Raw genomic sequence first — 23,587 nt, 5'->3', positions numbered from 1 at the left:
GGTACAAGAGGGGCATGTCTGCCGACGGGAAACGCCGGCTCCATGCGGATTAGGGAGGCATCATGGCCACATCGTTTGAAGACCTCATGAACAACATGGTCAACGTGAGCTTGGGAGCCGCCGCGATGGCGGCCGACAAGGGCAAGGAGTTCCTGGACGATCTCACCGCGCGCGGCGCCCAGGTGCGCGCCGATGCGGCCGACACCGATTTCGGCCGCTCGATGGCGGACGCGTTCGAGCGCGCGGGCGGCACGTTCCACGACGTCACCGAGCGCATGAGCGCCCAGGGCGCGACCGTCGCCGAGCGCATCTTGGACGAGCTCATCCTCGCGCGCGTGCGCCCGCTCTCGGCGACCGAGCGCGCGGCCTTCATCGCGCACGTCGAGGAGCTCGTGGCGAACGCGCCCGACGCCGCCGTCGAGGTGCCGGTCGAGTCGGTCGAGGTCGAGACCGAGGAGGTCGAGGTCGAGGAGACCGTGGACGACGCTTCCGAGGACGCCTCAGAAGACGCCCCCGCCCAGTAACGGTGCCCTATGACCATGGGCCGCGCTGAGGATGAGACGATACAACCGAGCCCGGAACCCGCGGGTGCCGCTGACGCCGCGGCGGAGCAGGCCGACTTCGTGCCCTCGCGCACGAGCTTCCGGCGCGCCCGCGCGGTCGATGAGGTGCCCGACGAGCCCGAGGCGATGGCGGATACCGAGAAGTACCAGCTCACGCTCACCGGCCGCCGGCGGCGCATCGCGGAGATCCTGCGCATCGCCCGCAAGTACGAGGTCTGGCACGACCTGACCCCCGTGCGCCTGCGCCGGATGCTCGAGGAGCTCGGCCCCATGTTCGTCAAGATGGGGCAGATCCTTGCGAACCGCTCGGAGATCCTGCCGCAGCGCTACTGCGACGAGCTGCGCCGCCTGCGCACGGAGGTCGACCCGGTGCCGTACCCCGTCGTGCTCGAGTGCCTCGAGGCGGAGTACGGCCAGGAGCTCGGCGAGATCTTCGACGCCGTCGACCCGAACCCGCTCGGGTCGGCCTCGCTCGCGCAGGTGCACCGCGCGCGCCTCGTCACGGGCGAGGACGTGGCGGTGAAGGTGCAGCGCCCCGGCGCGCAGCAGGTCATGGCGCAGGACATCGACATCATGCGGTCGCTCGCGCGGCACGTCACGCGCTTCATCAAGACCGAGCAGATCATCGACATGCGCGAGGTGGTCGAGGAGCTGTGGCGGTCGTTCCGCGAGGAGACGAACTTCCTCGCCGAGGCGCGCAACCTGAGCGAGTTCTATGCATACCATAAATCCACGCCCGGCATCTCCTGCCCGCGCTCGTACCTCGAGCTGTGCACCGAGCACGTCGTGGTCATGGACTACATCGACGGCATATCGATCTCCGAGCCCGCCGCGCTCAAGCGCGCCGGGTACGACCTGCGCGACGTGGGCGAGCGCATCGTCGACGACTACGCCACGCAGGTGCTCGACGACGGCTTCTTCCATGCGGACCCGCACGCGGGCAACATCATCTTGAAGGACGGCGTCATCTACTTCATCGACCTCGGCATGGTGGGCCGCATGTCCGAGCACGACCGCGGCATCGTGAAGGAGATCATCTTCGCGGTGGCGGAGAGCGACGTCCCCAAGCTCAAGGACGCCTTCATGCGCTTCGCGGTCTCGCGCGGAGACACCGCCTCCATCGACCACACGGCCTTCCTCACCGACCTCGACTACATCGTGCAGGATTTCGGCAGCGCGAACCTCAAGGACCTCGACATCGGCCGCTTCCTCACCACGCTCATCAACCTGGCGCGGAAGAACTCCATCGAGCTGCCGAGCGTCGTGACGCTCTTCGCGCGCGGCATGGTGACACTCGAGGGCCTGCTCACGGAGTACCTGCCCGACGTCAACATGATCGAGATCATCCAGGTGCACATCGCGCACGAGAAGAGCGCCTACGCCCGGATGCGCGAGGCGGCCGAGGAGTTCGGCAAGGGCGCGGTGCGCGCGGCGCGGGGGAACCTGCAGACCGCCGAGTACCTGGGGCTCGCGTCGCGCATGCTCACGCGCGGGCAGCTCAAGATCAACGCCGAGGTGCTTGGGTCCGACGCGGTGCTGCGCCGCCTGGGCGGCATCGTGGACCGCCTCTCGATGTCGATCGTCATCGCGGGCCTCTTCATCGGCTCCTCGGTGGTCTATTACGCAAAGATCGAGCCGGTCATCTTCGGCATCCCCATCATCGGCTTTCTGGGGTACTTCTTCGCGCTCGTGCTCGCGCTCATGCTCGGCCGCGAGATCTGGCGAAACTCCCACGGCAAGCGCTAGCCCGCGCGCCCTCGCGTCCGCGCTTATGCAGGGTTGACGATCTCCGTGTTGGCGAAGGCGCGCCGCGCGCGGTCGTATTCGAAGACGAGGATGCAGCAGTTGCCGAGCGGCACGTCCTGCGCGCAGCGGGCATACGGCGCCCAGTACGTCTTGAAGGCGAGGCTGATGGAGCCGTGGCTCACAGCGAGGACGTTGCCCTCGCAGCTATTCATGAGCGAGCGCAGGGTGCTCACGATGCGGTAGCGCGCGCACGCGTTCGTCTCGCCGCCTCGGCGCACGGCGGCATCTCCCGGATCCCAGGGGCTCACGCCGAGCCGCTCGACGGGGCCGGCCTCGAAGGTGCCGTAGTCGCGCTCCGCAAGACCGGGTACGGAGGCGCGCTCGGCTCCTGCGAGCTGCGGGACCTCGGCGCGCACGATGTCGAGCGTGGCCTCGGCGCGCCCGAGCGGCGAGGAGGCGGCAAGGTCCACGGCCTCCATGTCGCGCCCGTGCTCGCGTAGCCACGCAGCCGCCCGCCGCGCCTGGGCGATGCCCTCATCGGTGAGGGGCGAGTCGCAGCGGCCCTGCAGGATGTGCTGGGTGTTGTAGACGGTCTGGCCGTGGCGCATGAGATAGAGCTTCTGCATCGGTGCCTCCCAACGGCGGGTTCAGACGAGCTTCTCGTAGGCGATGCGCGTGAGGTCGCGCTCGGTGTCGCCCTTTGTGGTGAGCTCGAACTCCTGGAGCTCGGTGAAGCCCTGGCGGGCGAGGAAGCCGCGCATGGCGGCGTTGCCGGGGTGCGTGTCGATGCGCAGGCTCCGGCGGCCGGCAGCGCGCGCGAGCTCCTCCGCCTGCGCGAAGAGGTAGGACATGACACCCTGGCCGAGCGCCTCGGCGGCGGTGGCGCAGCGGTGGACGGCGGCGTAGACGGGCTCGGACGCGCCCGCGCGCCCCTCGGCAGCCGCGTCGCCCGTGAGCCACGCGACCGGTGCGGCGTCGTACTCGGCATCCGGGCAGAAGAGCACGGAGATGGCGCCGAGTGCCCTGCCCGCGGGGTCTTCTGCCAGGTAGCAGGCGCGTTGGTCGATGTCTGCGCGCACGGAGCCCATGTTGGGGTAGCCGCACTGCCACTGCGCGATTCCGAAGCGCGCGATCGACCGCTTGCCGTCCTCGAGGATGGCGAGCACGCGCTCGGCGTCGCCTGCCTCGGCGCGCCGCAAGGTAAGTTCGTTCCGCATCGATTTCCCCCCTTTGCATTTCGAACCAGCAGATTATGCCCGAGCGCGCCCGCGTGGGGGCGGACACATTCCCGCACGCCGCGAGATGCATCCTAAAAACACTATTGGGACATGGGGTGAGCGCGCTAACGATGCCTGGCGATTTTCGCAAGGCACCAAATCATGATGCATATCGATACGATGATGAGCAGCCAGGGGAGCAGGACGTTGAATGAGTTCAGGGCAGATTCCGACCCAAACATCGCCCAGGGGAATGCGCCATAGTTCTTATCGCCATAGGTTTCCACGAGATTCAGGTAATCCGCCCATACGCTTACGAGGGCGATGAGCTGGATGAGCGACAGCGCGAACAGGGCGATTTCCTGGCGCCGCGCCGTCTTTCCCGCCGATCGTTGCAATGAGCGCTCGAGCGTGCCCGCGAGATTGTTCGCGAACTGCTCAAGCTGTGTGAGGGAAAGGGTGAGCGACCATTTCCGATCGATATACGCGAGGATCTCGGTGTCGGCTTGGACGGAACGCGAGAACTCCGCATACAGGAACTGCTCATAGTGGATGTTGTTGATGATGCGATCGAGGTAGTCCTCGTCCTGCTTCGAAAGCGACTCCATGACGAGGGCGTCTTCCATGTCGCATACGAGCGTGTGCGCGGTACGCAGGTATGCCCAGCAGTATTGCGCATGGAATTGCAGGGGCATGTAGCGCATGATCGCATCCTGGGAGTCTACGATGATCGTATGGTACCTACCGCCGAAATCATAGTAGAGCCGTTCTTTGCGCAGGGCATCATCTTCGTTGCTGTCAATGCGCTCCACGTTGTGCCCCAACCGCGCGATGCGTGAGCACAGCTCATGATCCGAATACGGCGAGAGTGCCTCGGGGTGATCGGGCACATAAAAGAAGCTCAGATTTCCGCAATTAGGGGGAAAGCGAACGCCATGGGGATTAAGGGAATAGCGCTTGAGCTGGTAGAAATATGAGCAGATTGCCAGGCGGGCGGCGTCCTCGGCGCTCTGAATCCAAGGAGCGCGGTTGTCAGGTTGGTCGTCCGAGGAGCGAACGAGGCAGTCCCGAAGCGCAGCATACCAGTTGCGGCTGCAGGGGTCCTCGCTTCTGACGGTCGCAGCGGAATCCATGACCTCGATCGGGATGCTCAGCTTCATCTCATGAAGGAGCAGCCACTGCATCGTGTTGGAATCGAAGAGAAGATCTGATCGCATGCTGTGGACATCCAGCACGTCCGCAACGGAAACGCTGCCGTCCAGATAGACGGTGTCGAAGCGCGACAGCGTTGCTTCCAAGAGAGCGGCATCTTCTGCGGGGGAGAGCACATGCTTCCACGATATGCGGTGATACGCCCGGCCATATTCAAGCGATTGCGCCCATGAGGGAGTGTCTGGTCGAGGGTCGGGGCCAAGGGGATGGCGGGTGCTCAGGAGCGCGTGCTTCAGCGCTTCTTGGGGAAGCTCAACGACCTGGATGTCATGGATGTATACATCAAACTGCTTACAGGTATGTTCTGCCATGTCCATTGAGGTACTCCTCGTTCAGGGGCTCTTTTCGATAGTCGAGAAGGAATTCCTCATCCTGGGCGATGTCGCTAAGGGCGACCACCCGCAGGGGAAAGCGCTCGATTTGCAGGTTTGGCGAACGTGAGTGGTTTATGAAGCTGTATTTCGTGCGAAACGGTCGCACGAGCAGCGTGTTTTGCTCCAACGCATTCCACTCGTAAAACAAGATGGGGCTTGTGGAGTCGATGCTGTCCCGTAGCTCACGATAGGTGCTCCACGACATGACCTGCCCGTCGAGCGTGGCGATGACCGATCCCGCAGGTATAGCGCAGCGGGCGAAGAGCCCGTTCCCGTGCACGGGGCTTGGAGCGATGTAGCCGAGCGGAATCGTATCGAGAACATATGCGAAAGCGTTTTCATCGATGCCCATGTTGTATCCAATCCACCAATCGGTCAGAACGAACGCAAAACGGCGGCCGAGCGCGAGGCACCCGACCGCCGCAGCAAGATCTACCCGTCTCGTGCGCGCCGCTTAGAACGAGAAGAAGTCGAAGCGCGGCGGCAGCGTCTTTACGCGGTGCGCGCCCGGCTCTTCGCCGAGGCTCCCCACGAAGGCATCCATCGGGTCGAGCAGGTGCTCCCAGCTGAAGAACGTCTCGGGCGCGATGCCGAAGTACTCGCAGATGAGCTCGCATCCGGCGGGCACGATGCCGTGCATGAGGACGGTCGCCACGCGCAGCTCCAGGAAGGCGTCCACGAGCGCCTGGTGCATGAGCGCGTCGCCCGCGGCCTGGTCCTCCTTCTGCACCGCCTTGGCGGCCTTGCTCGCGTCGCTCCAGCGCTTGTTGGCGGCGCGCAGGTAGGCGTCGCACACGCCGAGCGCGCGATGGAGCTCCGTGCGCCACATGGCCTGCTCGAAGGCGAGGACCGCCTGCTCCGCGGCCTCGGCCACCTCGGGCGTGGCGGCGCCCGCCGGGATGCAGCCCGTGCGCACCGCGCTCGGGTCGCCCTCCTTCTCGGCCACGCCGTAGAAGCACGAGCGCGCGAGGCGGTTGAAGACGCCCGTGAGGAGCGTCCCCTCCTTGAGCACCGGGTCGATCACGCGCATGTCGTCGCGGGCGAGGAGCGCCGTCCCGTCCGGGTTCTTGCCGGTCTCGCGCGTGTCGTACGCCTTGGGGCTGAAGCTCACCGGCTTCTCGCCGAGCCCGAGCGACAGGAAGTGCGCGCGCAGCTGCTCGGCGCTGTAGTGGTCGAGCAGCTCCGAGGCGGGCGGCGGGGGCGTCTTGCTGCTCGAGCTGGCCTTCTTGCCCATGTAGAGCACGTGGTAGTTTGCCACGAGCGTGCTCTGCTGCATGTTCCAGCCGAGCGCCTCCCACATCGCCGTCTGCGCGATGCCGTAGAAGTAGATGTTGTCCTGGCCGATGAACTGGTAGACGTGCGCGTCGGGGTCGCACCACCAAGCGCGCCAGTCGTCCGTCGACCAGCGGTGCGCGCCCGCCGCCTCGTCCGCGCCGAGCGCCGTGCGCGTGAAGCTGATGGGCGCCCAGAGGCTCTCGGGCCACACCCAGCACGTGAGCCCCGCGCAGCCGCACTCGTCGGTGACGGGCACGCCCCAGGAGATGTTGCCCGTGATGCGGAAGGGCACGAGCGCCTTGCCCGAGCGGAACCGCACGCCGGCGGCACCGAGCACCTCGTGCGCCGCGTCGCGCTCGCGCCAGCTGGGGAACGTGACGGTGAACGAGCTCTTGTTGCCCTCCGGCTCGGTGACGGTGTGCGGCGGAAGCTGGCCCTCGATGGCGTCGAACGCCTCGCGGAACTTGTTCTGGATGTAGAGCTGCGGCGGGTTGAGCCACTCCTCGAGCGTCTTCACCACCACGGGGCGCACGGTCTCGTCGCCCTCGAGGCCCCTCGTGTAGCGCTTCAGGAAGTCGAGGTAGGCGGGGAGGTCGAAGTAGATGTTGTCGACGGGGCGGAGCTCCGGGGTCTCGCCGGTGAGGGCGCTCTTGGGTGCGATGAGCTCCTCGGGCTCGAACTGGTGGCCGAGGTCGCACTCGTCGGCGTAGGCCTTCTCGGATTTGCAGCCCTGGATGGGGCAGCGGCCGATGACCTGGCGGCCGTTCAGGAACTGGCCCGCTTTGGGGTCATAGAACTGCTTGGTGGCGCGTTTCTCCAGCACGCCGCGCTCCTTCAGGCGCAGGATGATCTCGTCGGTCATCTGCTCGTGCACGTGCACGGCCGGTTCGAGGGCGCTGCCGCCGAAGAAGTCCGGCTCCACCTCGTAGCCGGCGAGCGTCGCGGCCTGGCGGTCGTGGTTCGCCTCGACGTAGTCCGCGATGCACCGCTCGTAGCCCTGCTCGTCGTGGAGCTTGCGGTAGCTCTCCATGATGGGGCTGCCGTAACAGTCGGTGCCCGAGACGAAGAGCACGTTCTCGCGGCCGATGCGGTCGCGTAGGAAGCGCGCGTAGAAATCCGCGGGGATGAAGACGCCGCCCACGTGGCCGAAGTGCAGGTTCTTGTTGCCATAGGGCATGCCGGCCGTCACGATGGCGCGGCGCGGCCAGGTGGGGCGCGAATCGATGCTGAGCTTGGGTGCCATGCGGTCTCCTGCATATATGGTTGAACCGTCCAATTACGTGCCCATTATGGCACAGCGCGCCGGATTGCGTGTATGCTTGGGCGCATGAGATTCCGAGGCGACATACAGACCTTCGAGGACGAGGGGTTCCTCCGCCGCGTTGCGCAGAGTTCCGCGGTCACCTTCGTCATCGGTCTCGGGGCGACGCTCGTGTTCGGCATCGTGCTCGCGATGTTCGCACCCGGGCTGTTCGACGGGCTGCTCTCGGGCATCTTCGCCGCGGACGGCAGGGGCTTCATCGACTACCTGCTGTGGATCGCCTGGGTCGCGGTGGCGACGGCTGTGTCGTTCATCGCGCACGAGCTCGTGCACGGCATCTTCTTCAAGGCGTTCGCACCGGCAGGCGCGCGCGTGACCTTCGGCGCCAACTGGAAGCGCGGCATGCTCTACGCGAGCGCGGAGGGCGTCATCTACACCCGCGCGCAGTACCTCGTCATCGCGCTCGCCCCGACGTTCGTGGTGACCGCGGCCCTGATCGCCGCCGGCTTCGCGTGCGGTTGCCCCGTGGCGGGCGCCTTCGCGGCGACGCTTCACCTCTCGGGCTGCGCGGGCGATTGGGAGTATGCGCGCGAGATCGCCGCCGACCCGCTCATCACGCACTGCGAGGACACGGCGTCCGGCGTGCGCTTCTTTGGCGCGGGCGATGCGGGGGATGAGGGCGATAGGGACGAGCCCGCCGCCCCCGGCGCGGCAGCGCGCGGGGAGGTGCGCCCATGACGCGCCTGCTGCTGCATGCCTGCTGCGCACCCTGCTCGCTCGAGCCGGTGCGCCTGCTCGTCGACGAGGGCTTCGAGCCCACGATCTGCTGGACGAACCCGAACATCCAGCCGGTCGAGGAGCACGACCGCCGCCTCGCCGAGCTCCGTCGCTGGTGCGCCGCGGAGGGCATCTCGCTCATCGAGGCGGGGGAGGACCGCGAGCGCTGGGAGCGCGCGGTGGCGCCCATCGGCGCGCGCGACCGTGCTCACCGCTGCCGAGCCTGCTACGCGCTCCGCCTGGCTGAGGCGTGCCGCGTGGCCGAGCGCGCGGGCTTCACGCACATCGCCACGACGCTCGCCGTGTCCCCCTACCAGCTCTTCGAGACCTGCAACGACGTGCTCGAGCGCCTCGCCGCCGCGAGCGGCCTCACGCCCGTCATCCGCGACTTCCGCCCCTGGTACGGCGAGGCCACGCGCCGCTCGCGCGAGCTCGGCATGTACCGCCAGCAGTACTGCGGCTGCCGCTTCTCCGCCGCCGAGGCGGCGCTCGACCGCGCCCGCCAGCGCGACGAGCGCAAGGCCAGGCATCGCGGCGCCTCCTGAGTTCCGAGCGCCTATTCCCCAATCGGCGTCGGGGGAATACCATGGGTACCCGAACAGAATCGTCATGTCATGGGGGGATGGTTGAGATGGGGGACGAGATGGGGCGCCGCGCGACGGCCGGCGCGTCGCGCGGGCATACGGCGGCGGCGCTCGTGGTCATCCTCGCGATGACGTTCATGGAGATCCTCGACGGCACGATCGTGAACGTCGCGCTGCCCTCCATGCAGCAGGAGCTCGGGGTGGACATGGCGTCCATCCAGTGGGTCGCGAGCATCTACAGCATCGTGACCTGCGCGGCGCTTCTCGTGTTCGGTCGCTTGGGCGATATGTACGGCAAGGTGCGCATCTTCCAGGTGGGCGTGGCGCTCTTCACCGCGGGCTCGGCGCTCTGCGCGCTCTCCGGCACGTTCGGGATGCTCGTCGTCGCCCGCGCCGTCCAGTCGCTCGGCGGCGCCGCGTCGCTCGCCAACAACCAGGGCATCATCACCGAGACCTTCCCCACGAGCCGCGGCCGCGCGCTCGGGCTCGTGGCCACCTTCACCGCGCTCGGCGCCATGTGCGGCCCCACGCTCGGCGGCCTCATCGTGGCGTCGCTTCCGTGGGAGTTCATCTTCATCATCAACCTGCCCATCGGCGTCATCTCGTTCGCCGTCGGCCTCAAGGTGCTCCGCAACCACCGCCCCGCGCGCCGTCCGTCGTTCGACGCCCTCGGCACCGCGCTCCTCATCCCGGCCATCCTCGCCATCTTCTTCGCCATCACGCTTATGGAGCGCGGCGTCACCCCGCTCACCGTCGGCATGCTCGCGGGCGGCGCGGCGCTGCTCGCCGCGTTCGTGGTGGTCGAGAACCACGCGACCTCGCCGCTCGTGACGCTCGGGGTCTTCCGGGACGTGCGCTTCGTGATCGACCTCGTGAACATGGCCCTCGTTTTCCTCGCCATGTCCGCCTACACCTTCATCTTCCCGTACTACCTGCAGGAGGCGCGCGGCATCGGCGCCGGGGCGGCCGGGCTCATCATGGCGTGCTACCCGCTCGTGAACTCCATCGTGGGTCCCATCTCGGGCGCGGTCTCGGACAAGGTGGGGTGCGAGAAGCCCACGCTCGTGGGGCAGGTCATCTACACCTGCGGCCTTGCCATCATGGGGTTCGTGGCGCTCGACACGTCGCTTTTCGTGCTCATCCCCTGCATCATGTTCACCTCGCTCGGCAGCGCGATCTTCCAGGCGCCGAACAACTCCATGGTCATGGGGCACGCGCCGGAAGGCTCGCTCGGCTTCGTGGGGTCGCTCGGCAACCTCATGCGCTACCTGGGGCAGGCGGTCGGCATCACGGCGGGCTCGGCCCTGCTCTACGGCGGCATGTCGAGCTCGATCGGCTACCCCGTGACGAGTTACGTCGCGGGCAGGCCGGACGTCTTCATGGACGGCATGCACCTGGCCTTCCACGTGCTCGCCCTCATCGTGGGCGCAAGCGTGGTCTTGGCGCTCGTGCGCGAATGGCTCGGCTACCGCGAGCGGCGGGCTCGCTCGTCAGCGCGGTAGGCGAGAACCATGCCTGCTATCTTTACTCAGCAGAATCGAGACGAGCTATACCGTCGCATAATCGAGGCGGGCTGGGAGCAGCTCGTCGAGGGCGGTATTCGCTCTCTGCGCGTGGAGCGGGTTACGGCGGTTGTGGGTATCGCCAAGGGCACGTTCTATAACTTCTTCGATTCAAAGGACGACTTCATCTACGCGATGCTCACGGAAAACCGCCAGCGCGTGATGGATGCGCTCATGGCTCGAGCTTCTTTGGCGGTTGGAACGAAACATCTTCCGGATCGCGACGTCAGAGGAGTACCGCCATCTCGTGCGGAACCTGCCCAACGAGCGGACGCTCGACCCTGCTTCCGACGGCGCGCTCGTGCGCTGGATCGTGGATGAGGTTGCCGACGCACGGCCTGGGGTGGATATCGCCGCCGTGCAGAACCTGCAGTCCACGCTCGCGCTCGTCCTGCTCAATCGCGGCCTTCTGCGCACTGGGGCGTTGGAGCGCACCGTAGACGCCCTGATCGACGATATATTGGACGAGCTGTTCGGCAGCTCTGGTTTAGCCGCCAGCCCTTGGATTCGGGACGGGTTCTCGGGTGGGGCCGCTGCCCGCCAGCGTTCGGGGTGCAGGCTGCGTGGCGCATAAGGCCGGCGCGGGGTCGCGCCTCGTTAGCCCTTGCGACGCTTGCTGCGCGGCATTCGGAGGCTGACGCTTGCGAACACGTACGCACAGTAGCCGAAGAGCGCGGCGCATCCGGCACCGAGGAGCAGCCCGGCGAGGGCGATCGGGGTTATCGCGTGCATGACATGGTCTCCTTCCCATGGCGGGTTCGAGGTGTTCGACGCCCGCAGAACCTATGCCGGAAACTCGGATTCTTCCCCGCATGAATCATCTGAAACAGGCGATATGCACGTGAATCCAAGATTCCTCGGCAGCGACATACAGGCGCCATAGGGGCTTCACGGATATGTCCCTGCTGTCGAATCCAGTACAGCACGCGAGTGGTAAAGGTGGCGTTAAGCTCGGGCGCCTGGATATTAAAATGTCATAAAGATGCAGGTAGACAGCGCATTACCTATGAAGAACGAATGCGTTGCGCTCGCGTTGCCGCGCTATACTGAGGAAGAACGCGAAGGAAGGCGGCAGATGGGTGAGGCGAACGTGCGGGCGCCGCGACGCGAAGGGCGAGCGGCGGCACATATCGGTGTCATGTGCGTGCTCCTGGCGTCGTCGACCGCGGTCGGTCTCGGCTTTCACGAGCTGGGTTTTACCGATTCGAGCATCATCTCGCTTTACATCTTATCGACGCTGCTCACCGCTACGGCCACATCGGGACGCATGTACACGCTGCTTTCGTCTGCGCTCTCGGTGGTTCTCTACAATTTCTACTTCGTCGTGCCGCGCTTTTCGCTCGAGTCGCTCGACACGAGCTACCTCGTCACGTTCGGCATCATGTTCGTCGCCGCCATCGTTGCCTCGGAGCTCACGAACCATATCGCGCGAAACGCCCGCGAGGCGCGGCGGACGGCGTATCGCACGAGCGTGCTCCTTGAGACGAACCAGCTGCTTCAGCAAGCGGATGATCCCGAAAGCATCGCGCGAATAGCTTTGAGCCAGCTTTCGAAGCTTCTTGACGGGTTGGTGGCGTTCTATCCTGCCGAAGGCGACGGTCTTGGCGCGCCGCTGGTGGGCAACGGGGACGATGAGGCGATGCGGGTCGCAGCTGCCGAGGCTGCCCGCGTGGACGCATTGCGCGCGCTCCGCTCTGCCGAGCGCTCGAAGGGCGCTGCTTCGGCTGCGGCCGCGCCCGCCTCCGCGCCGCCCGCAAGCGTAGAAGCTTCGGAAATTGCTGCCCTTTCCATGGGAGACGGCCTGTTTCTGCCCGTGCGCACGCACGACGAGGTGTTCGGCGTGGTGTGCATTCGCGCCGCCGAGCGCGGAGTCGACTCGTTCGAGCTTTCCATCGCCCGTTCGATCATCGGCGAGTGCGCGCTCGAGCTCGCTCGAGAACGGGAGGCGCACGAGCGGGAAGAGGCCGCTGTGCTCGCGCGCAACGAGCAGCTCCGCGCGAACCTGTTACGCTCGCTCGGCCATGACCTTCGCACGCCGCTCACGGCGATCTCGGGCGCGGCGGCGATTCTACGCGATGACTCCGGCCGCCTCGCGCCCGAGCAGCGTCGCGCGCTTCTGGACGACGTGTACCATGACTCGCTTTGGCTCATCGATATGGTCGAGAACCTGCTCACCATCACTCATTTCGATGAGGGCACCGTCAAGCTCACCTTGAGCTCCGAGCTCATCGATGACATCTTCGAGGCCGCTGTATCGCATCTCGCGAACCAGGCGGGCGAGCACCGTATCGTCATCGAGCCCGCAGAGGAGATCCTCCTCGTGCGCATTGATGCGAGCCTCATCATCCAGGTGCTCACGAACCTCGTGGGCAACGCCATCAAGTACACCCCGGTGGGTTCGACCATCCGGCTGTACGCACGGCGTGAGGGGGCGTTTGTGCGCGTGACGGTTGCAGACGATGGGCCGGGCGTGGCAGACGACGACAAGCCGCATGTGTTCGATCGTTTCTATTCCGGCTCGAAGGCAGAGCGGCCGGCAGATGCGCAGCGTAGCTTCGGCTTGGGACTCGCGCTCTGCCGTTCCATCGTCGAGGCGCACGGCGGCGCTATCGAGGTGCACGATAACGTGCCCCATGGCGCCGTCTTTTCGTTCACGCTTCCCGCAGAGGAGGTTGCGATTCATGGATAGGGAATCGAAATCGGCGGCATCGGCCGGTGCGGACGGCACGAGGACGCTCTCCGTTCTCGTGGTGGAGGACGATGCGGCGGTGCGCCGTCTTATCACGACGGCCCTTGCTATGCATAGCTACCATGTGGAAGCCGCCGCCACAGGCGAGGCGGCGGTTCTCGAGGCCGCGTCGCATGGCCCAGATCTTATTTTGCTCGATCTGGGCCTTCCGGATATGGATGGCATCGCCGTCATCAAGAAGATACGCTCATGGTCGAACGTGCCGATCATCGTGATTTCGGCGCGCATCGAGGAGGCGGACAAGATTGAAGCGCTCGATACGGGAGCGGACGACTATCTCACGAAGCCGTTTTCCGTGGAAGAGCTTCTCGCTCGCGTGCGCGCCTGGCAGCGGCGCGCTCGCATGTCGCTCGGCGACGACCCGGGCGAGAGCGTGTTCGAGAACGGCCCTTTGCGCGTGGACTATGCGGCGGGATGCGCGTATCTCAACGGTGAAGAGCTGCACCTCACGCCCATCGAGTACAAACTGCTCGTGCTCATGTGCAAAAACGTGGGAAAGGTGCTCACCCACACCTATCTCACGCATGAGATATGGGGCACGTCGTGGGACTCCGACATCGCGAGCCTGCGCGTCTTCATGGCGACGCTTCGGAAGAAGATCGAGCGCGACCCGTCGCAACCGAAGCTCATCCAAACGCATGTGGGCGTTGGCTATCGAATGCAACGCCTCTAGCGCCTCCGGCGCTCCGGGCACCCCCTGCGAGCCAGGGCATTAAGATGCCACAAAGATATGGCAAAACCCCTTGAAGCCGCTTTTTCGCGTGACTAAGATGCTTCCGCAATCGCGGAGGTGCTGTCGGCATCCCGCGATCAGGGAAGGAGAGGTTTCATGGGAAGCAGTTCGGGCTCCGGCGTCCCGGCATCCGTCGCCGCAACGGATCCGGGTGCGCTCGATGCCATCCGCAAGGCGTCCATCGACGGCGTGTTCGGCCAACTTGGGACGGCTCGCGCGGGACTCGCCTCGGGTGAGGCGGCCGTACGCCAGGGGCGCTTCGGGAAGAATGTCATCCAAAGCGAGAAGAAGAAGTCGCCCGTCATCGCGTTTCTCGCGAACTTCACGCACCTCATGGCGGTGCTTTTGTGGGTCGCGGGCGCCATCGCGTTCGTCGCGGGACTCCCGGAGCTCGGCGTCGCGGTGTGGCTCGTGAACATCATCAACGGCGTGTTCAGCTTCTGGCAGGAAGCGCGCGCGAGCCAGGCGACCGAGGCGCTCAAGAAGATGCTGCCGGCCTACGCCACGGTGATTCGCGATGGCCAGGAGCAGAAGATTCTGGCCGAAGACCTCGTGCCGGGCGATATCATGCTCCTTGCCGAGGGCGACAAGATCTCCGCGGATGCGCGCGTCATCGCGAGCTCGGACTTGCAGGTGAATCAATCCACACTGAACGGCGAATCCACCCCGTCGCGCAAGACCGCTGACGCGGTGCTCGAAGAGGGGCTCTCCGCCGCGGAGATCCCCAACCTCGTCTTTGCCGGCACAAGTGTGTCCGAAGGCAACGGGCGCGCCGTGGTGTTCCGCATCGGCATGGACACGGAATTCGGCAAGATCGCGAGCCTCACGCAGAACATGCAGGCGGCGGAGAGCCCGCTCACGCGCCAGCTCAACCGCCTCACGAAACAGGTCACGATCTTTGCCATGTGCATGGGTATCGCGTTCTTCTGCCTGTCCCTGTTCGTGGTGCACGAGCCGTTCGCGTCGTCGTTCATCTTCGCGCTCGGCATGGTGGTGGCATTCATTCCCGAAGGCCTGCTGCCCACGGTGACGCTTTCGCTCGCTATGGCGGTGCAGCGCATGAGCCGCCGAAACGCCCTGGTGAAGAAGCTCGATTCCGTGGAGGCGCTCGGCTCCACGAGCGTGATTTGCACGGATAAGACCGGTACGCTCACGCAGAACGAGATGACCGTGAACCATTTGTGGACGGCGACGCGCGAATACGAAATCTCCGGCGTGGGGTACGCGCCCGATGGCCAGATCGAGGGCGAGGGACGCAGCTGGCGCGCTGTGGACGACGCCGACCTCGAGCTCCTGCTCGAAGGCGGGTTGCTCTGTGGCAACGCGCGTCTCGCCGAGCCGGAAGAGGAGGGCAAACGCTACGAGGTGTACGGTGATCCCACGGAGGCGTGCCTCATCGTGTCCGCGCAGAAGGGTGGCATCGATCGTGCGGAGCTCGAGGCGCGCATGCCCCGTGTGAAGGAGCTGCCGTTCGAGAGCCGCCGCAAGCGCATGACGACCGTGCACGCCCTTGAGTACCCGCTGGAGGGGGCGCGCCGCATCGCATTCACGAAGGGCGCGCCGAACGAGGTCGTGCGGCTCTCGACCCATGTGCGCGTACACGGCGCGGTGGAGCCCATGACCGAGGAGCTCCGCCAGCGCATCATGAAAGCGAACGACACGTATGCCGCCGACGGCCTGCGCGTGCTCGCGGTGGCGTACCGTCCGCTCGACGGAGCGAACGCAGGAGCGGGTATCCCCGACGCTATGAGCGACTACACGCCCGAGAATATCGAGCGCGATCTCACCTTCGTGGGGCTCGAGGTCATGATGGACCCGCCTCGCCCCGAAGTCGCGGCGGCTGTGGCAGAGTGCCATCGCGCGGGCATCCGCATCGTCATGATCACGGGCGACTACGGTCTCACCGCGGCGAGCATCGCGCGGCGCCTGAAGATCGTGGAGGGCGAGGGGCTATCCGTCATCTCGGGTTTCGAGCTTTCGAAGATGGGCGATGAAGAGCTCAAGGAGAAGCTCGCCGGACAAGTGGTCTTCGCCCGTATGGCGCCCGAGCAGAAGCTCCGTGTGGTCACGGCGCTCCAGGAGATGGGCGAGATCGTGGCGGTGACGGGTGACGGCGTGAACGATGCCCCTGCGCTCAAGAAAGCCGATATCGGTGTCGCCATGGGCATCACCGGCACCGATGTGGCGAAGGAGGCGGCTGATATGATCTTGACGGACGACAACTTCGCCTCGATCGTCGCCGCGATCGAGGAGGGGCGCGCTGTCTACAGCAACATCCGCAAGTTCCTGCTCTACATCTTGAACTCCAATGCGCCCGAAGCGGTGCCGAACGCGGTCTATCTGCTCTCGGGCGGCGCCGTGCCGCTGCCGCTCACAACCATGCAAATCCTTACCATCGATCTGGGCACGGACATGCTGCCGGCGCTGGGCCTGGGCACCGAACCGCCGGAGGAGACCATCATGGATCAACCCCCGCGCGATCCCAACGAGCGCCTGCTCAATCGCCGCGTGCTCGTGAAGGCTTTCCTGTGGTACGGACTTATGGCCTCGATCGTCGCCATGGCAGGCTATCTCCTGGTGAACATGCTCGCCGGCTGGCCGGGCATCCCGCTCGCCGGCTTGGGCGACGACGGTGACCCCGTGTACATCCAGGCGACGACCATGACGCTCGCAGGCATCATCTTCGCGCAGATCGGCCAGGTCATGAACTGCCGTACGGAAACCACCTCGGTATTCAAGATCGGGCTCTTCTCGAATCGCCGCATCCTCATAGGCATCGTGTTCGAGGTGGTGCTGCTCGTGATCCTCACCACGTTTCCGCCGCTGCAGGGTGTGTTCCACACCGCGCCGCTGGCCTGGCAGGATTATGCTTTCCTCTGCTGCATCCCGCCCGTGGTCATCGCCATCGAAGAGATTCGCAAGGCATGGCTGCGCCGTCGTGAACGGTCGCGTGCCGTCGCGAATCGCTAGAGTTGAGGGTACGCACCATCTGAAAGGTGGAGATTATGAACGTTATCATCGTAGGCATGGGTTTTATCGGATCGGGGCTCGCGTGGAAACTCGCACGGCAAGGGTTCTCGGTCACGGCGGTCGACCAAGATCAGAAAGCGCTCGATGCGCTGGGTGATTCGTTTCCCGGCAAACGCGTGTGCGGCATCGGTCTCGACCGCGACGTGCTTCTGCGCGCGGGCATCGACCGCACGGATGCCCTCGTTTCCTGCATGCGTTCCGACGAAGCGAACATCGTGGTGGCACACGTCGCCCGCTCGACGTTCCGCGTGCCCCGCGTCATCGCGCGCCTGCACGATCTTACGAAGGCCGATACGTACCGTCGCCTGAACATCCAGACGGTCTCACCTAATGCTTGGGGCATCGCGCGCATCGGCGAGCTCCTTACCTATAACCACCTCGACAACGTGTTCGAAGTGGGTTCGGGTGATGTGCGCCTGGTTCGCGCGGACGTGCCGGCGCTGCTCGATGGCGCCACGGTACGCGAGATTTCGGCGCTCGGCGAGGTGCAGATCGTGAGCGTCTCGCACGATAACGAGACGTTCATCCCCACGCAGGGCACCGTGCTCGCCGCCGGCGACATCATCTACGCCGCTGTGGCGACCTCTGCCAGCAGGAAGTTCAAGCAGATGCTCGGCATCACCGATTAGGAGGAATCATGCAGGTCATCATTGTCGGCGGCGGCAAGACCGGCGCCCATCTCGCCTCCCGCCTCACGGACGACGGCATCGCGGTCACGGTTATCGAGCAGCGCGTCGAAGTCGTCAAGCGCTTGTGTCAGATATGCCCGAACGTCTCCGTTATCGAGGGGAGCGGTTCGGATCCCGAGGTTTTGGAGCGCGCCGGCGTGCGCATCGCGGATGCCGTCGCGGCCGTGACGGGATTGGACGAGACGAACCTCGTGACGTCGATGCTCGCGAAGATGGAATATGCGGTGCCGCGCGTCGTGGCGCGTGTGAACAACCCGGCGAACGCGTGGATGTTCACGCCGGTGAACGGTGTGGACGTGGGTGTGAATCAGGCCGAGATCACGGCGCGCTTCGTGATTGAGGGCATGGATGTGCATGACATGTACACGCTCATGAAGCTCGGCCGTGACGAGCACAGCATCGTGCAGGTGACGGTGGGCGCGCATGCCCGCGCGGCGGGGCTCGCCCTCAAGGACATCCCGTTCCCAGCGGAGACCATCGTGACCGCCGTGGAACACGAGGACAACCTCATCGTGCCGAACGGTGATACCGTCTTGGAGCCGGGTGACGAGGCGATCATCTTCACGAGCGAGGAGGGTCGCGACGAGATCCGTCGTCTCTTCTCATAAAGGCAGCGCGTGGTTACCTCGCTTCAGAACGGGTCGTTTCGTTTCGGCAAGCGTGCTAAGCTATTCAGCCGGAACACGGAAAGCGAGGTCGCCATGCGCACCGACGATTTTGACTACAACCTTCCCGAGGAGCTCATCGCCCAGGCGCCCGCCGAGCCGCGCGACTCCTGCCGCCTGCTCGTGCTGCACCGCGGCGAGCCGCTCGCCACGACGGGCGATGTCGTGCCGCTTGCGCACGGCGGGAGCGTCGAGCACCGCCATTTCTACGACATCATCGACTACCTGGAGCCCGGCGACCTGCTCGTGGCGAACGAGACGCGCGTCATGCCGGCGCGCCTCATCGGCCGCAAGGCCAAGACGGGCGGCATGGCCGAGACGCTTTTGCTCACGCGCCGCGAGGACCTCGACCCGCTCGGGCATGTGTGGGAGTGCCTCGTGAACCCGGGCAAGCGTCTGAAGCCCGGGGCGGTCGTGGAGTACCGCGCGGGCGGCCCGCACGCCCCCGAGACCGCGCCCGTGGTGCTCACGGGCGAGATCGTCGACTTCGTGCCCGATAGCCGCGGCGGGCGCATCGTGCGCTTCACGCCGCAGGGGGAGGGCACCGACGGCCGTCCGCGCACCCTCGACGAGGCCATCCACGCGGCGGGTCACGTGCCGCTGCCGCCCTACATCACCGACTACGAGGGCGACCCCGAAAAGTACCAGACCGTCTACGCCATGAGCGAGGAGCACTCCGCTGCGGCGCCCACGGCGGGCCTGCACTTTACGCCCGAGCTCATCGAGCGCATCAAGCAGAAGGGCGTGGGCTGGGCGACGGTCGAGCTCGAGGTTGGCATCGACACGTTCCGCCTCGTGGAGGAGGACGACCCCACCGAGCACGTCATGCACACCGAGCGCTACCACCTGCCGCAGGCGGTCGTGGACGCCGTGCACGCCGCGAAGGCGGGCGGCCACCGCGTGATCGCCGTGGGCACGACGGCCGTGCGCTCGCTCGAGAGCGCCTGGGAGGCCTCGGCGCCGGCATCCGACCCCGCAGTCGTCGCGCGCCGCTTCGAGGATGCCCCCGACTCCGCCGCCGTGGCGCGCGCGGGCGACATCGTGGCGCGCGCGGACGCCACCACGAACCTCTATCTCATGCCCGGCTCGACCTACCATGTGGTCGATGCGCTCATCACGAACTTCCACGTGCCGCGCTCGACGCTCATGATGCTCGTCTCCGCCCTCGCGACCCGCGAGCAGATCATGGACGCCTATGCCGAGGCCGTGGCGGAGCGCTACCGCTTCTTCAGCTTCGGCGACGCGATGCTCATCGAGTAGCGCGCCCCGAGGGTGCCGCCGGCTCTCGGCCGGGTGGATGCGCCGGGGCGCCGCCGGCCGGGCGTCGCCTTTCCGCCCCGCGCCGCTCGGTAAAAATCAACGATCGCGTGCCCGCGTGTCCGCGCGGGCATATATCATTGAGCTGAGAAACAGTTCGCCCATGCATTGGGGGAGTGGATCATGCCGGAAGATCTGAACGAGCAGAAGCCGCAAACGTACGATGCAGAAGACGCCGCGCCGCCCACGGGCGATGCGGGCACTGAGGTCGCGCCGGCCGGCGCGGAGGGGCCATCCGCCGTCGAGGCGGTGGGGTCGTTCTTCACCTCGGGCGCCGCGGCTATGAACGAGATGCGCAACGCCCGCCGCGCGCACGCCGAGGCGCGCAGCCAGCTCGAGTCGCTCGAGAGCACCATCGCGAGCGAGGAGGCGGAGCTCGCCCACCGGCGCGAGGTCGAGGCGGGCTTCGAGCAGATCGTCGCGGAGCAGACGGCGCGCCGCGAGGCGGCCGTTCAGGCGGGCTCGGCCGCCGTGCGCGAGCAGAAGCGCATCCAGGGAGAGATCGATGCCCTGAAGGGCGAGCTCCAGCAGATGAAGGATGCCGACGCCCAGACCGATAAGCGCCTGAAGGCCGCGCTCGACGCCGCTGAGGCGCGCGAGGCGTCCGCGCGCGAGAACGGCGCGCGCCTGCAGCGTCGGCTCGACGATGCCAAGAAGAACCTCGAGCGCGCCGAGCGCGAGCAGAAGGACGGCGTCGCCGCCGCGCAGACGGCCGTGGAGAGCGCCGAATCGCGCCTCACCATGCTCCGCGAGGAGCGCTCGGAGGTGCAGCGGAACCCCTCGGCGAACTCCGCGGCCTATAGCGTGCGCTCGGGCGAGCTCGACCAGGAGATCGCCGACGCCGAGCACGACCTGACGCTCGCGAAGGACGACCTGCCCCGCATCACCCGCGAGCTCGCCGAGGCGCTCGAGCACGCCCGCCGTGCCGTGGCCGAGGCGGAGAAGCCCATGGACGAGGCGAAGCGTTCGTTCAACGAGGTGAGCGGTGCCGCGGACGAGGCGCGCAACGCCTACCGCGAGGCGCGCGATGCCGCCTCCGAGCGCCAGCGCGCGATGAAGGAGCGCATCGCCGCCCAGGAGAAGGCCAAGCGCGAGCAGGAGCAGGCGGCCGAGGACGCCCAGGACGAGGCGCGCGACGCCCAGGCGCTCATCGACGAGGCGAACGACATCCACACGCACCCCGAGGTCACGGAGACCATCGCCGCGCGGCTCGAGGCGGACCGCGCGGAGCGGGAGCAGCAGGCGGCGGAGGTCGAGCAGCTCGCGAACGTGGAGCGGAGCGTGCGGGAGCGCACGCGCGGCTCGCGCGCGCGGTTCATCGGCGCGATCGCGGGCATCGTCGTCGTGGTCGTCGCGATCATCGTCGCGGTCGTGCTGTTCGTGAACCGGTAGGGGATCCGTTAGGGGGAAGGCCATGCTGTACAAGGATTTCAAGGGGCTCAGGCTGTCGGCGCTCGGGTTCGGGGCGATGCGCCTGCCCGTGGTGGACGGCGATGACGGCGCGATCGACCAGGCCGCGACGGACGATATGGTCGCCTACGCCCTCGAGCACGGGGTGAACTACTTCGACACCGCCTGGGGCTACCACAACGGCACCTCCGAGGCGGCTCTCGGTCGCGCGCTCGCTCCGCATCCGCGCGACTCGTTCTACCTGGCCACGAAGTTCCCGGGGTACGACCTCGCGAACATGGACAAGGTCGAGGAGATCTTCGAGGCGCAGCTCGAGCGCACGGGCATGGACTACTTCGACTTCTACCTCATCCACAACGTGTGCGAGCTCAACATCGACGAGTACCTCAACCCTGCGCACGGCATCATGCCCTACCTGCTCGCCCAGAAGGAGGCCGGGCGCATCCGGCACCTCGGCTTCTCGGCCCACGGCGCCATCCCCGTCATGGAGCGCTTCCTCGCGGCATACGGGGAGCACATGGAGTTCTGCCAGATCCAGCTGAACTACCTCGACTGGGAGTTCCAGGACGCCAAGGGTAAGGTCGAGCTGCTCGCCAAGCACGGCCTGCCCGTGTGGGTCATGGAGCCGGTGCGCGGCGGCAAGCTCGCGAACCTCTCCAAGGCGGATGCCGCGAAGCTCACCGCGCAGCGTCCCGACGAGACGCCGGTGGCCTGGGCGTTCCGCTTCATCCAGGGCATCCCCGAGGTCTGCGTCACGCTCTCCGGCATGTCGAACTTCGAGCAGCTGAAGGAGAACATCGCCACCTTCGAGGAGGAGCGGCCGCTCACGGCGGAGGACCGCGCGGTGCTCGCCAAGATTGTGGCCGACATGCTCGGCCAGGGCACCGTGCCCTGCACCGCATGCCGCTACTGCACGAGCCACTGTCCGCAGGGGCTCGACATCCCCGACCTGCTCTCGCTCTACAACCAGCGCCAGATCACCGGCAACGGCGACTTCATCTCGCGCATGCGCCTGCAGACCATGGACGCGGACAAGCGGCCGAGCGCGTGCATCGGGTGCGGGAGCTGCGCGGCGGTGTGCCCGCAGCAGATCGACATCCCCGGGGTGCTCGCGAAGTTCGCCGCGGAGGCGGAAGCGTAAGGGCGTCTACCTGCGGGAATGCTGTGGGGATGCCGGACGCTGCCACGGTTCGTCCCCGGCGAGCCGCTCGCGGGCGCATACCGACCGTTCGCGGCATATATGCTCCGATTCTTGAATTCTGGAATATATGGAGCACGCACGGGAATATACGCAATGACAGAACAGGGTCGCTTCAGAGGAGCAAGCGACGACCGAAGGAGGCGAGTCCAATGGGTTTAGAAGATGAACCGCAAGCGTTCGGGCTCGTAGCCTGCGGATTCGAGGCTTAGCGCCTGGGGTCTCTGCCAGAGGGCAACCCATTGTTTTCCGTCGCAGCACGGAGAGAAGCCGAAGACGAGACGCAGACTAGCTCGAAGGCACCTATGGACGGGGGTTTCGTTCCAGAGGGAGTGAAGCCCGAGGTGCGTTTGATGGCTTGAGGTGAGTCCAAAGTACTGAGTTCGCCGAGGGGCGGTACCGAAGAGTCGGTGCCGCCCCTCGCGTTGTGCCGGGGCTCTACGCTAATAGCCGAGCTCCTCCCCGACGATCACCACGCGGATGCGCCCCGCATGGCGGGAATGGCGCGTCACGACGAGGTTGCAGCACATGCACTTCGGCGCATGGCACAGCGAGCAGGCGCCCGTGAGCTCGCAGGGGGTTTCGGTGTGCAGGCGCTCGGCGTTGAGCGGGCACGTCACGGTGCGGATGCGCTTGAAGCCCGCCTCCACGTCCGCCACGATCTTGTTCACGCCCGCGAGCACCACGACGTGCGCAGGGCCGTGGAGCAACAGCGCGAGGCGGTCGCTGTTGCCGTCGATGTTCACGAGCTCACCGTCCAGGGTGAGGGCGTTCGCGCTCATGAAGAACCAGTCCGCGCTCGAGCGGTCGCGCCACATCTCGCGCTGCTCCTCGGGGGTCGTCGCGCTCGCGCGGTCGAGCATGCGGAAGCAGCCGGCCTCATCGAGCGCGGATTTCATCCCGCTCTCCTTGAACGTCTCACTGCCACCCCAGGTCACGGATTCGCCCGCGGCCATCCACGAGCGCACGAGCTCGACCGCCTCCGCGCTCGTGGCGCAATAGTAGCCGTCCATCCCGTGCCGCGCGAGGTTCTTGATGATGTGCTCCGCCGTCTTCTGCCGTGAGGCGAGGACGCTCTCCGTCCGCTCTGCCATAGCGCTCCTATCTTTAAGTCGTTGCATCTGAGAGCCGGATACCGGATGCTTTGGTGCAATGCAGAATCTGGCGGGCAGGGATGCCGGCATGGCAGTTGGGGCGCCCGAGGCGACCTCGCAAGGGAGAGTGG

General features: G+C 66.2%; 21 protein-coding genes and 1 pseudogene. 15 read left to right on the top strand and 7 right to left on the bottom strand.

The annotated features are described in order from the left end of the window. Positions 1-62 precede the first annotated feature (62 nt). Together B5G02_RS06820 and B5G02_RS06815 are read left to right on the top strand one after the other, a co-directional pair. The gene (locus B5G02_RS06820; RefSeq protein ID WP_019238935.1) at positions 63-524 is read left to right on the top strand and encodes a hypothetical protein; all 462 of its coding nucleotides are present in this window, start codon (positions 63-65) and stop codon (positions 522-524) included. Positions 525-533: 9 nt separating this feature from the next. Next, positions 534-2,309 carry an ABC1 kinase family protein gene (locus tag B5G02_RS06815; protein WP_019238934.1) on the top strand — a complete coding sequence of 592 codons (1,776 nt, stop codon included), beginning with the start codon at positions 534-536 and terminating at the stop codon, positions 2,307-2,309. 23 nt (positions 2,310-2,332) lie between these two features. On the opposite strand, the gene B5G02_RS06810 is transcribed toward B5G02_RS06815, so the two are convergent. The 5 genes from B5G02_RS06810 to B5G02_RS06790 all read right to left on the bottom strand — a co-directional run bounded on the left by B5G02_RS06810 (position 2,333) and on the right by B5G02_RS06790 (position 7,630). Beyond that, on the bottom strand, positions 2,333-2,935 hold the full coding sequence (locus tag B5G02_RS06810) for a histidine phosphatase family protein (protein WP_019238933.1): 603 nt from the start codon (positions 2,933-2,935) through the stop codon (positions 2,333-2,335). A gap of 21 nt (positions 2,936-2,956) precedes the next feature. Next, complete coding sequence (locus tag B5G02_RS06805; protein ID WP_094335686.1) at positions 2,957-3,526, bottom strand: GNAT family N-acetyltransferase; 570 nt, start codon at positions 3,524-3,526, stop codon at positions 2,957-2,959. 125 nt (positions 3,527-3,651) lie between these two features. Next, on the bottom strand, positions 3,652-5,055 hold the full coding sequence (locus B5G02_RS06800) for a hypothetical protein (RefSeq protein ID WP_094335685.1): 1,404 nt from the start codon (positions 5,053-5,055) through the stop codon (positions 3,652-3,654). Continuing rightward, positions 5,030-5,464 carry an SET domain-containing protein gene (locus B5G02_RS06795; RefSeq protein WP_094335684.1) on the bottom strand — a complete coding sequence of 145 codons (435 nt, stop codon included), beginning with the start codon at positions 5,462-5,464 and terminating at the stop codon, positions 5,030-5,032. The genes B5G02_RS06800 and B5G02_RS06795 overlap by 26 nt, the downstream gene beginning before the upstream one ends. A gap of 102 nt (positions 5,465-5,566) precedes the next feature. Beyond that, on the bottom strand, positions 5,567-7,630 hold the full coding sequence (locus B5G02_RS06790) for a class I tRNA ligase family protein (RefSeq protein ID WP_094335683.1): 2,064 nt from the start codon (positions 7,628-7,630) through the stop codon (positions 5,567-5,569). An 84-nt stretch (positions 7,631-7,714) separates the two neighbouring features. Between B5G02_RS06790 and B5G02_RS06785 the strand changes: the two genes are divergently transcribed. From B5G02_RS06785 to B5G02_RS06770, 5 genes and pseudogenes are all read left to right on the top strand, one after another. Further along, positions 7,715-8,386 carry a DUF3267 domain-containing protein gene (locus tag B5G02_RS06785; RefSeq protein ID WP_094335708.1) on the top strand — a complete coding sequence of 224 codons (672 nt, stop codon included), beginning with the start codon at positions 7,715-7,717 and terminating at the stop codon, positions 8,384-8,386. Further along, complete coding sequence (locus B5G02_RS06780; protein ID WP_094335682.1) at positions 8,383-8,970, top strand: epoxyqueuosine reductase QueH; 588 nt, start codon at positions 8,383-8,385, stop codon at positions 8,968-8,970. Before B5G02_RS06785 ends, B5G02_RS06780 begins: the two co-directional genes overlap by 4 nt. 86 nt (positions 8,971-9,056) lie before the next feature. Then, complete coding sequence (locus B5G02_RS06775) at positions 9,057-10,511, top strand: MFS transporter (protein ID WP_094335681.1); 1,455 nt, start codon at positions 9,057-9,059, stop codon at positions 10,509-10,511. Positions 10,512-10,520: 9 nt separating this feature from the next. After that, positions 10,521-10,640: pseudogene (locus tag B5G02_RS10210) on the top strand (TetR/AcrR family transcriptional regulator); the annotation flags it as partial. Positions 10,641-10,737: 97 nt separating this feature from the next. Beyond that, positions 10,738-11,145 (top strand): hypothetical protein, encoded by a 408-nt coding sequence (locus tag B5G02_RS06770; protein ID WP_241146189.1) that lies wholly within the window; start codon positions 10,738-10,740, stop codon positions 11,143-11,145. A gap of 23 nt (positions 11,146-11,168) precedes the next feature. On the opposite strand, the gene B5G02_RS10250 is transcribed toward B5G02_RS06770, so the two are convergent. After that, positions 11,169-11,303: a hypothetical protein gene (locus B5G02_RS10250; RefSeq protein WP_275080507.1), complete on the bottom strand. Its 135-nt coding sequence runs from the start codon at positions 11,301-11,303 to the stop codon at positions 11,169-11,171. A gap of 343 nt (positions 11,304-11,646) precedes the next feature. On the opposite strand from B5G02_RS10250, the gene B5G02_RS06765 reads away from it, so the two are divergent. From B5G02_RS06765 to B5G02_RS06730, 8 genes are all read left to right on the top strand, one after another. Next, positions 11,647-13,260: a sensor histidine kinase gene (locus B5G02_RS06765; protein WP_162609756.1), complete on the top strand. Its 1,614-nt coding sequence runs from the start codon at positions 11,647-11,649 to the stop codon at positions 13,258-13,260. Continuing rightward, positions 13,253-13,993 carry a response regulator gene (locus B5G02_RS06760; protein ID WP_094335679.1) on the top strand — a complete coding sequence of 247 codons (741 nt, stop codon included), beginning with the start codon at positions 13,253-13,255 and terminating at the stop codon, positions 13,991-13,993. The genes B5G02_RS06765 and B5G02_RS06760 overlap by 8 nt, the downstream gene beginning before the upstream one ends. A 156-nt stretch (positions 13,994-14,149) precedes the next feature. Continuing rightward, positions 14,150-17,023 carry a cation-translocating P-type ATPase gene (locus tag B5G02_RS06755; protein ID WP_094335678.1) on the top strand — a complete coding sequence of 958 codons (2,874 nt, stop codon included), beginning with the start codon at positions 14,150-14,152 and terminating at the stop codon, positions 17,021-17,023. A 35-nt stretch (positions 17,024-17,058) separates the two neighbouring features. Next, positions 17,059-17,712 carry a potassium channel family protein gene (locus B5G02_RS06750; protein WP_094335677.1) on the top strand — a complete coding sequence of 218 codons (654 nt, stop codon included), beginning with the start codon at positions 17,059-17,061 and terminating at the stop codon, positions 17,710-17,712. Positions 17,713-17,720: 8 nt separating this feature from the next. Next, complete coding sequence (locus B5G02_RS06745; protein WP_094335676.1) at positions 17,721-18,380, top strand: NAD-binding protein; 660 nt, start codon at positions 17,721-17,723, stop codon at positions 18,378-18,380. A gap of 93 nt (positions 18,381-18,473) precedes the next feature. Further along, positions 18,474-19,697, top strand: a complete 1,224-nt coding sequence (gene queA, locus B5G02_RS06740) for a tRNA preQ1(34) S-adenosylmethionine ribosyltransferase-isomerase QueA (RefSeq protein WP_094335675.1) — start codon at positions 18,474-18,476, stop codon at positions 19,695-19,697. 180 nt (positions 19,698-19,877) lie between these two features. After that, on the top strand, positions 19,878-21,146 hold the full coding sequence (locus B5G02_RS06735; protein WP_094335674.1) for a hypothetical protein: 1,269 nt from the start codon (positions 19,878-19,880) through the stop codon (positions 21,144-21,146). Positions 21,147-21,168: 22 nt separating this feature from the next. After that, the gene (locus B5G02_RS06730) at positions 21,169-22,305 is read left to right on the top strand and encodes an aldo/keto reductase (protein ID WP_094335673.1); all 1,137 of its coding nucleotides are present in this window, start codon (positions 21,169-21,171) and stop codon (positions 22,303-22,305) included. A gap of 500 nt (positions 22,306-22,805) precedes the next feature. Here the strand turns inward: B5G02_RS06730 and B5G02_RS06725 are convergent, their stop codons facing one another. Beyond that, positions 22,806-23,456: a lactate utilization protein gene (locus tag B5G02_RS06725; protein WP_094335672.1), complete on the bottom strand. Its 651-nt coding sequence runs from the start codon at positions 23,454-23,456 to the stop codon at positions 22,806-22,808. Positions 23,457-23,587 lie beyond the last annotated feature (131 nt).

It is taken from the genome of [Collinsella] massiliensis, from assembly GCF_002161605.1.
In the GTDB taxonomy this organism is placed as follows: Bacteria; Actinomycetota; Coriobacteriia; order Coriobacteriales; family Coriobacteriaceae; genus Enorma.
This window is presented reverse-complemented; position numbering and strand designations above follow the sequence as displayed.

Bases quoted from the DNA above. Each gene is read 5' to 3' on its own strand.
- B5G02_RS06820 (WP_019238935.1), top strand. From the start codon at position 63: ATGGCCACATCGTTTGAAGACCTCATGAACAACATGGTCAACGTGAGC.
- B5G02_RS06815 (WP_019238934.1), top strand. From the start codon at position 534: ATGACCATGGGCCGCGCTGAGGATGAGACGATACAACCGAGCCCGGAA.
- B5G02_RS06810 (WP_019238933.1), bottom strand. From the start codon at position 2,935: ATGCAGAAGCTCTATCTCATGCGCCACGGCCAGACCGTCTACAACACC.
- B5G02_RS06805 (WP_094335686.1), bottom strand. From the start codon at position 3,526: ATGCGGAACGAACTTACCTTGCGGCGCGCCGAGGCAGGCGACGCCGAG.
- B5G02_RS06800 (WP_094335685.1), bottom strand. From the start codon at position 5,055: ATGGACATGGCAGAACATACCTGTAAGCAGTTTGATGTATACATCCAT.
- B5G02_RS06795 (WP_094335684.1), bottom strand. From the start codon at position 5,464: ATGGGCATCGATGAAAACGCTTTCGCATATGTTCTCGATACGATTCCG.
- B5G02_RS06790 (WP_094335683.1), bottom strand. From the start codon at position 7,630: ATGGCACCCAAGCTCAGCATCGATTCGCGCCCCACCTGGCCGCGCCGC.
- B5G02_RS06785 (WP_094335708.1), top strand. From the start codon at position 7,715: ATGAGATTCCGAGGCGACATACAGACCTTCGAGGACGAGGGGTTCCTC.
- B5G02_RS06780 (WP_094335682.1), top strand. From the start codon at position 8,383: ATGACGCGCCTGCTGCTGCATGCCTGCTGCGCACCCTGCTCGCTCGAG.
- B5G02_RS06775 (WP_094335681.1), top strand. From the start codon at position 9,057: ATGGGGGACGAGATGGGGCGCCGCGCGACGGCCGGCGCGTCGCGCGGG.
- B5G02_RS06770 (WP_241146189.1), top strand. From the start codon at position 10,738: ATGCGCTCATGGCTCGAGCTTCTTTGGCGGTTGGAACGAAACATCTTC.
- B5G02_RS10250 (WP_275080507.1), bottom strand. From the start codon at position 11,303: ATGCACGCGATAACCCCGATCGCCCTCGCCGGGCTGCTCCTCGGTGCC.
- B5G02_RS06765 (WP_162609756.1), top strand. From the start codon at position 11,647: ATGGGTGAGGCGAACGTGCGGGCGCCGCGACGCGAAGGGCGAGCGGCG.
- B5G02_RS06760 (WP_094335679.1), top strand. From the start codon at position 13,253: ATGGATAGGGAATCGAAATCGGCGGCATCGGCCGGTGCGGACGGCACG.
- B5G02_RS06755 (WP_094335678.1), top strand. From the start codon at position 14,150: ATGGGAAGCAGTTCGGGCTCCGGCGTCCCGGCATCCGTCGCCGCAACG.
- B5G02_RS06750 (WP_094335677.1), top strand. From the start codon at position 17,059: ATGAACGTTATCATCGTAGGCATGGGTTTTATCGGATCGGGGCTCGCG.
- B5G02_RS06745 (WP_094335676.1), top strand. From the start codon at position 17,721: ATGCAGGTCATCATTGTCGGCGGCGGCAAGACCGGCGCCCATCTCGCC.
- queA (WP_094335675.1), top strand. From the start codon at position 18,474: ATGCGCACCGACGATTTTGACTACAACCTTCCCGAGGAGCTCATCGCC.
- B5G02_RS06735 (WP_094335674.1), top strand. From the start codon at position 19,878: ATGCCGGAAGATCTGAACGAGCAGAAGCCGCAAACGTACGATGCAGAA.
- B5G02_RS06730 (WP_094335673.1), top strand. From the start codon at position 21,169: ATGCTGTACAAGGATTTCAAGGGGCTCAGGCTGTCGGCGCTCGGGTTC.
- B5G02_RS06725 (WP_094335672.1), bottom strand. From the start codon at position 23,456: ATGGCAGAGCGGACGGAGAGCGTCCTCGCCTCACGGCAGAAGACGGCG.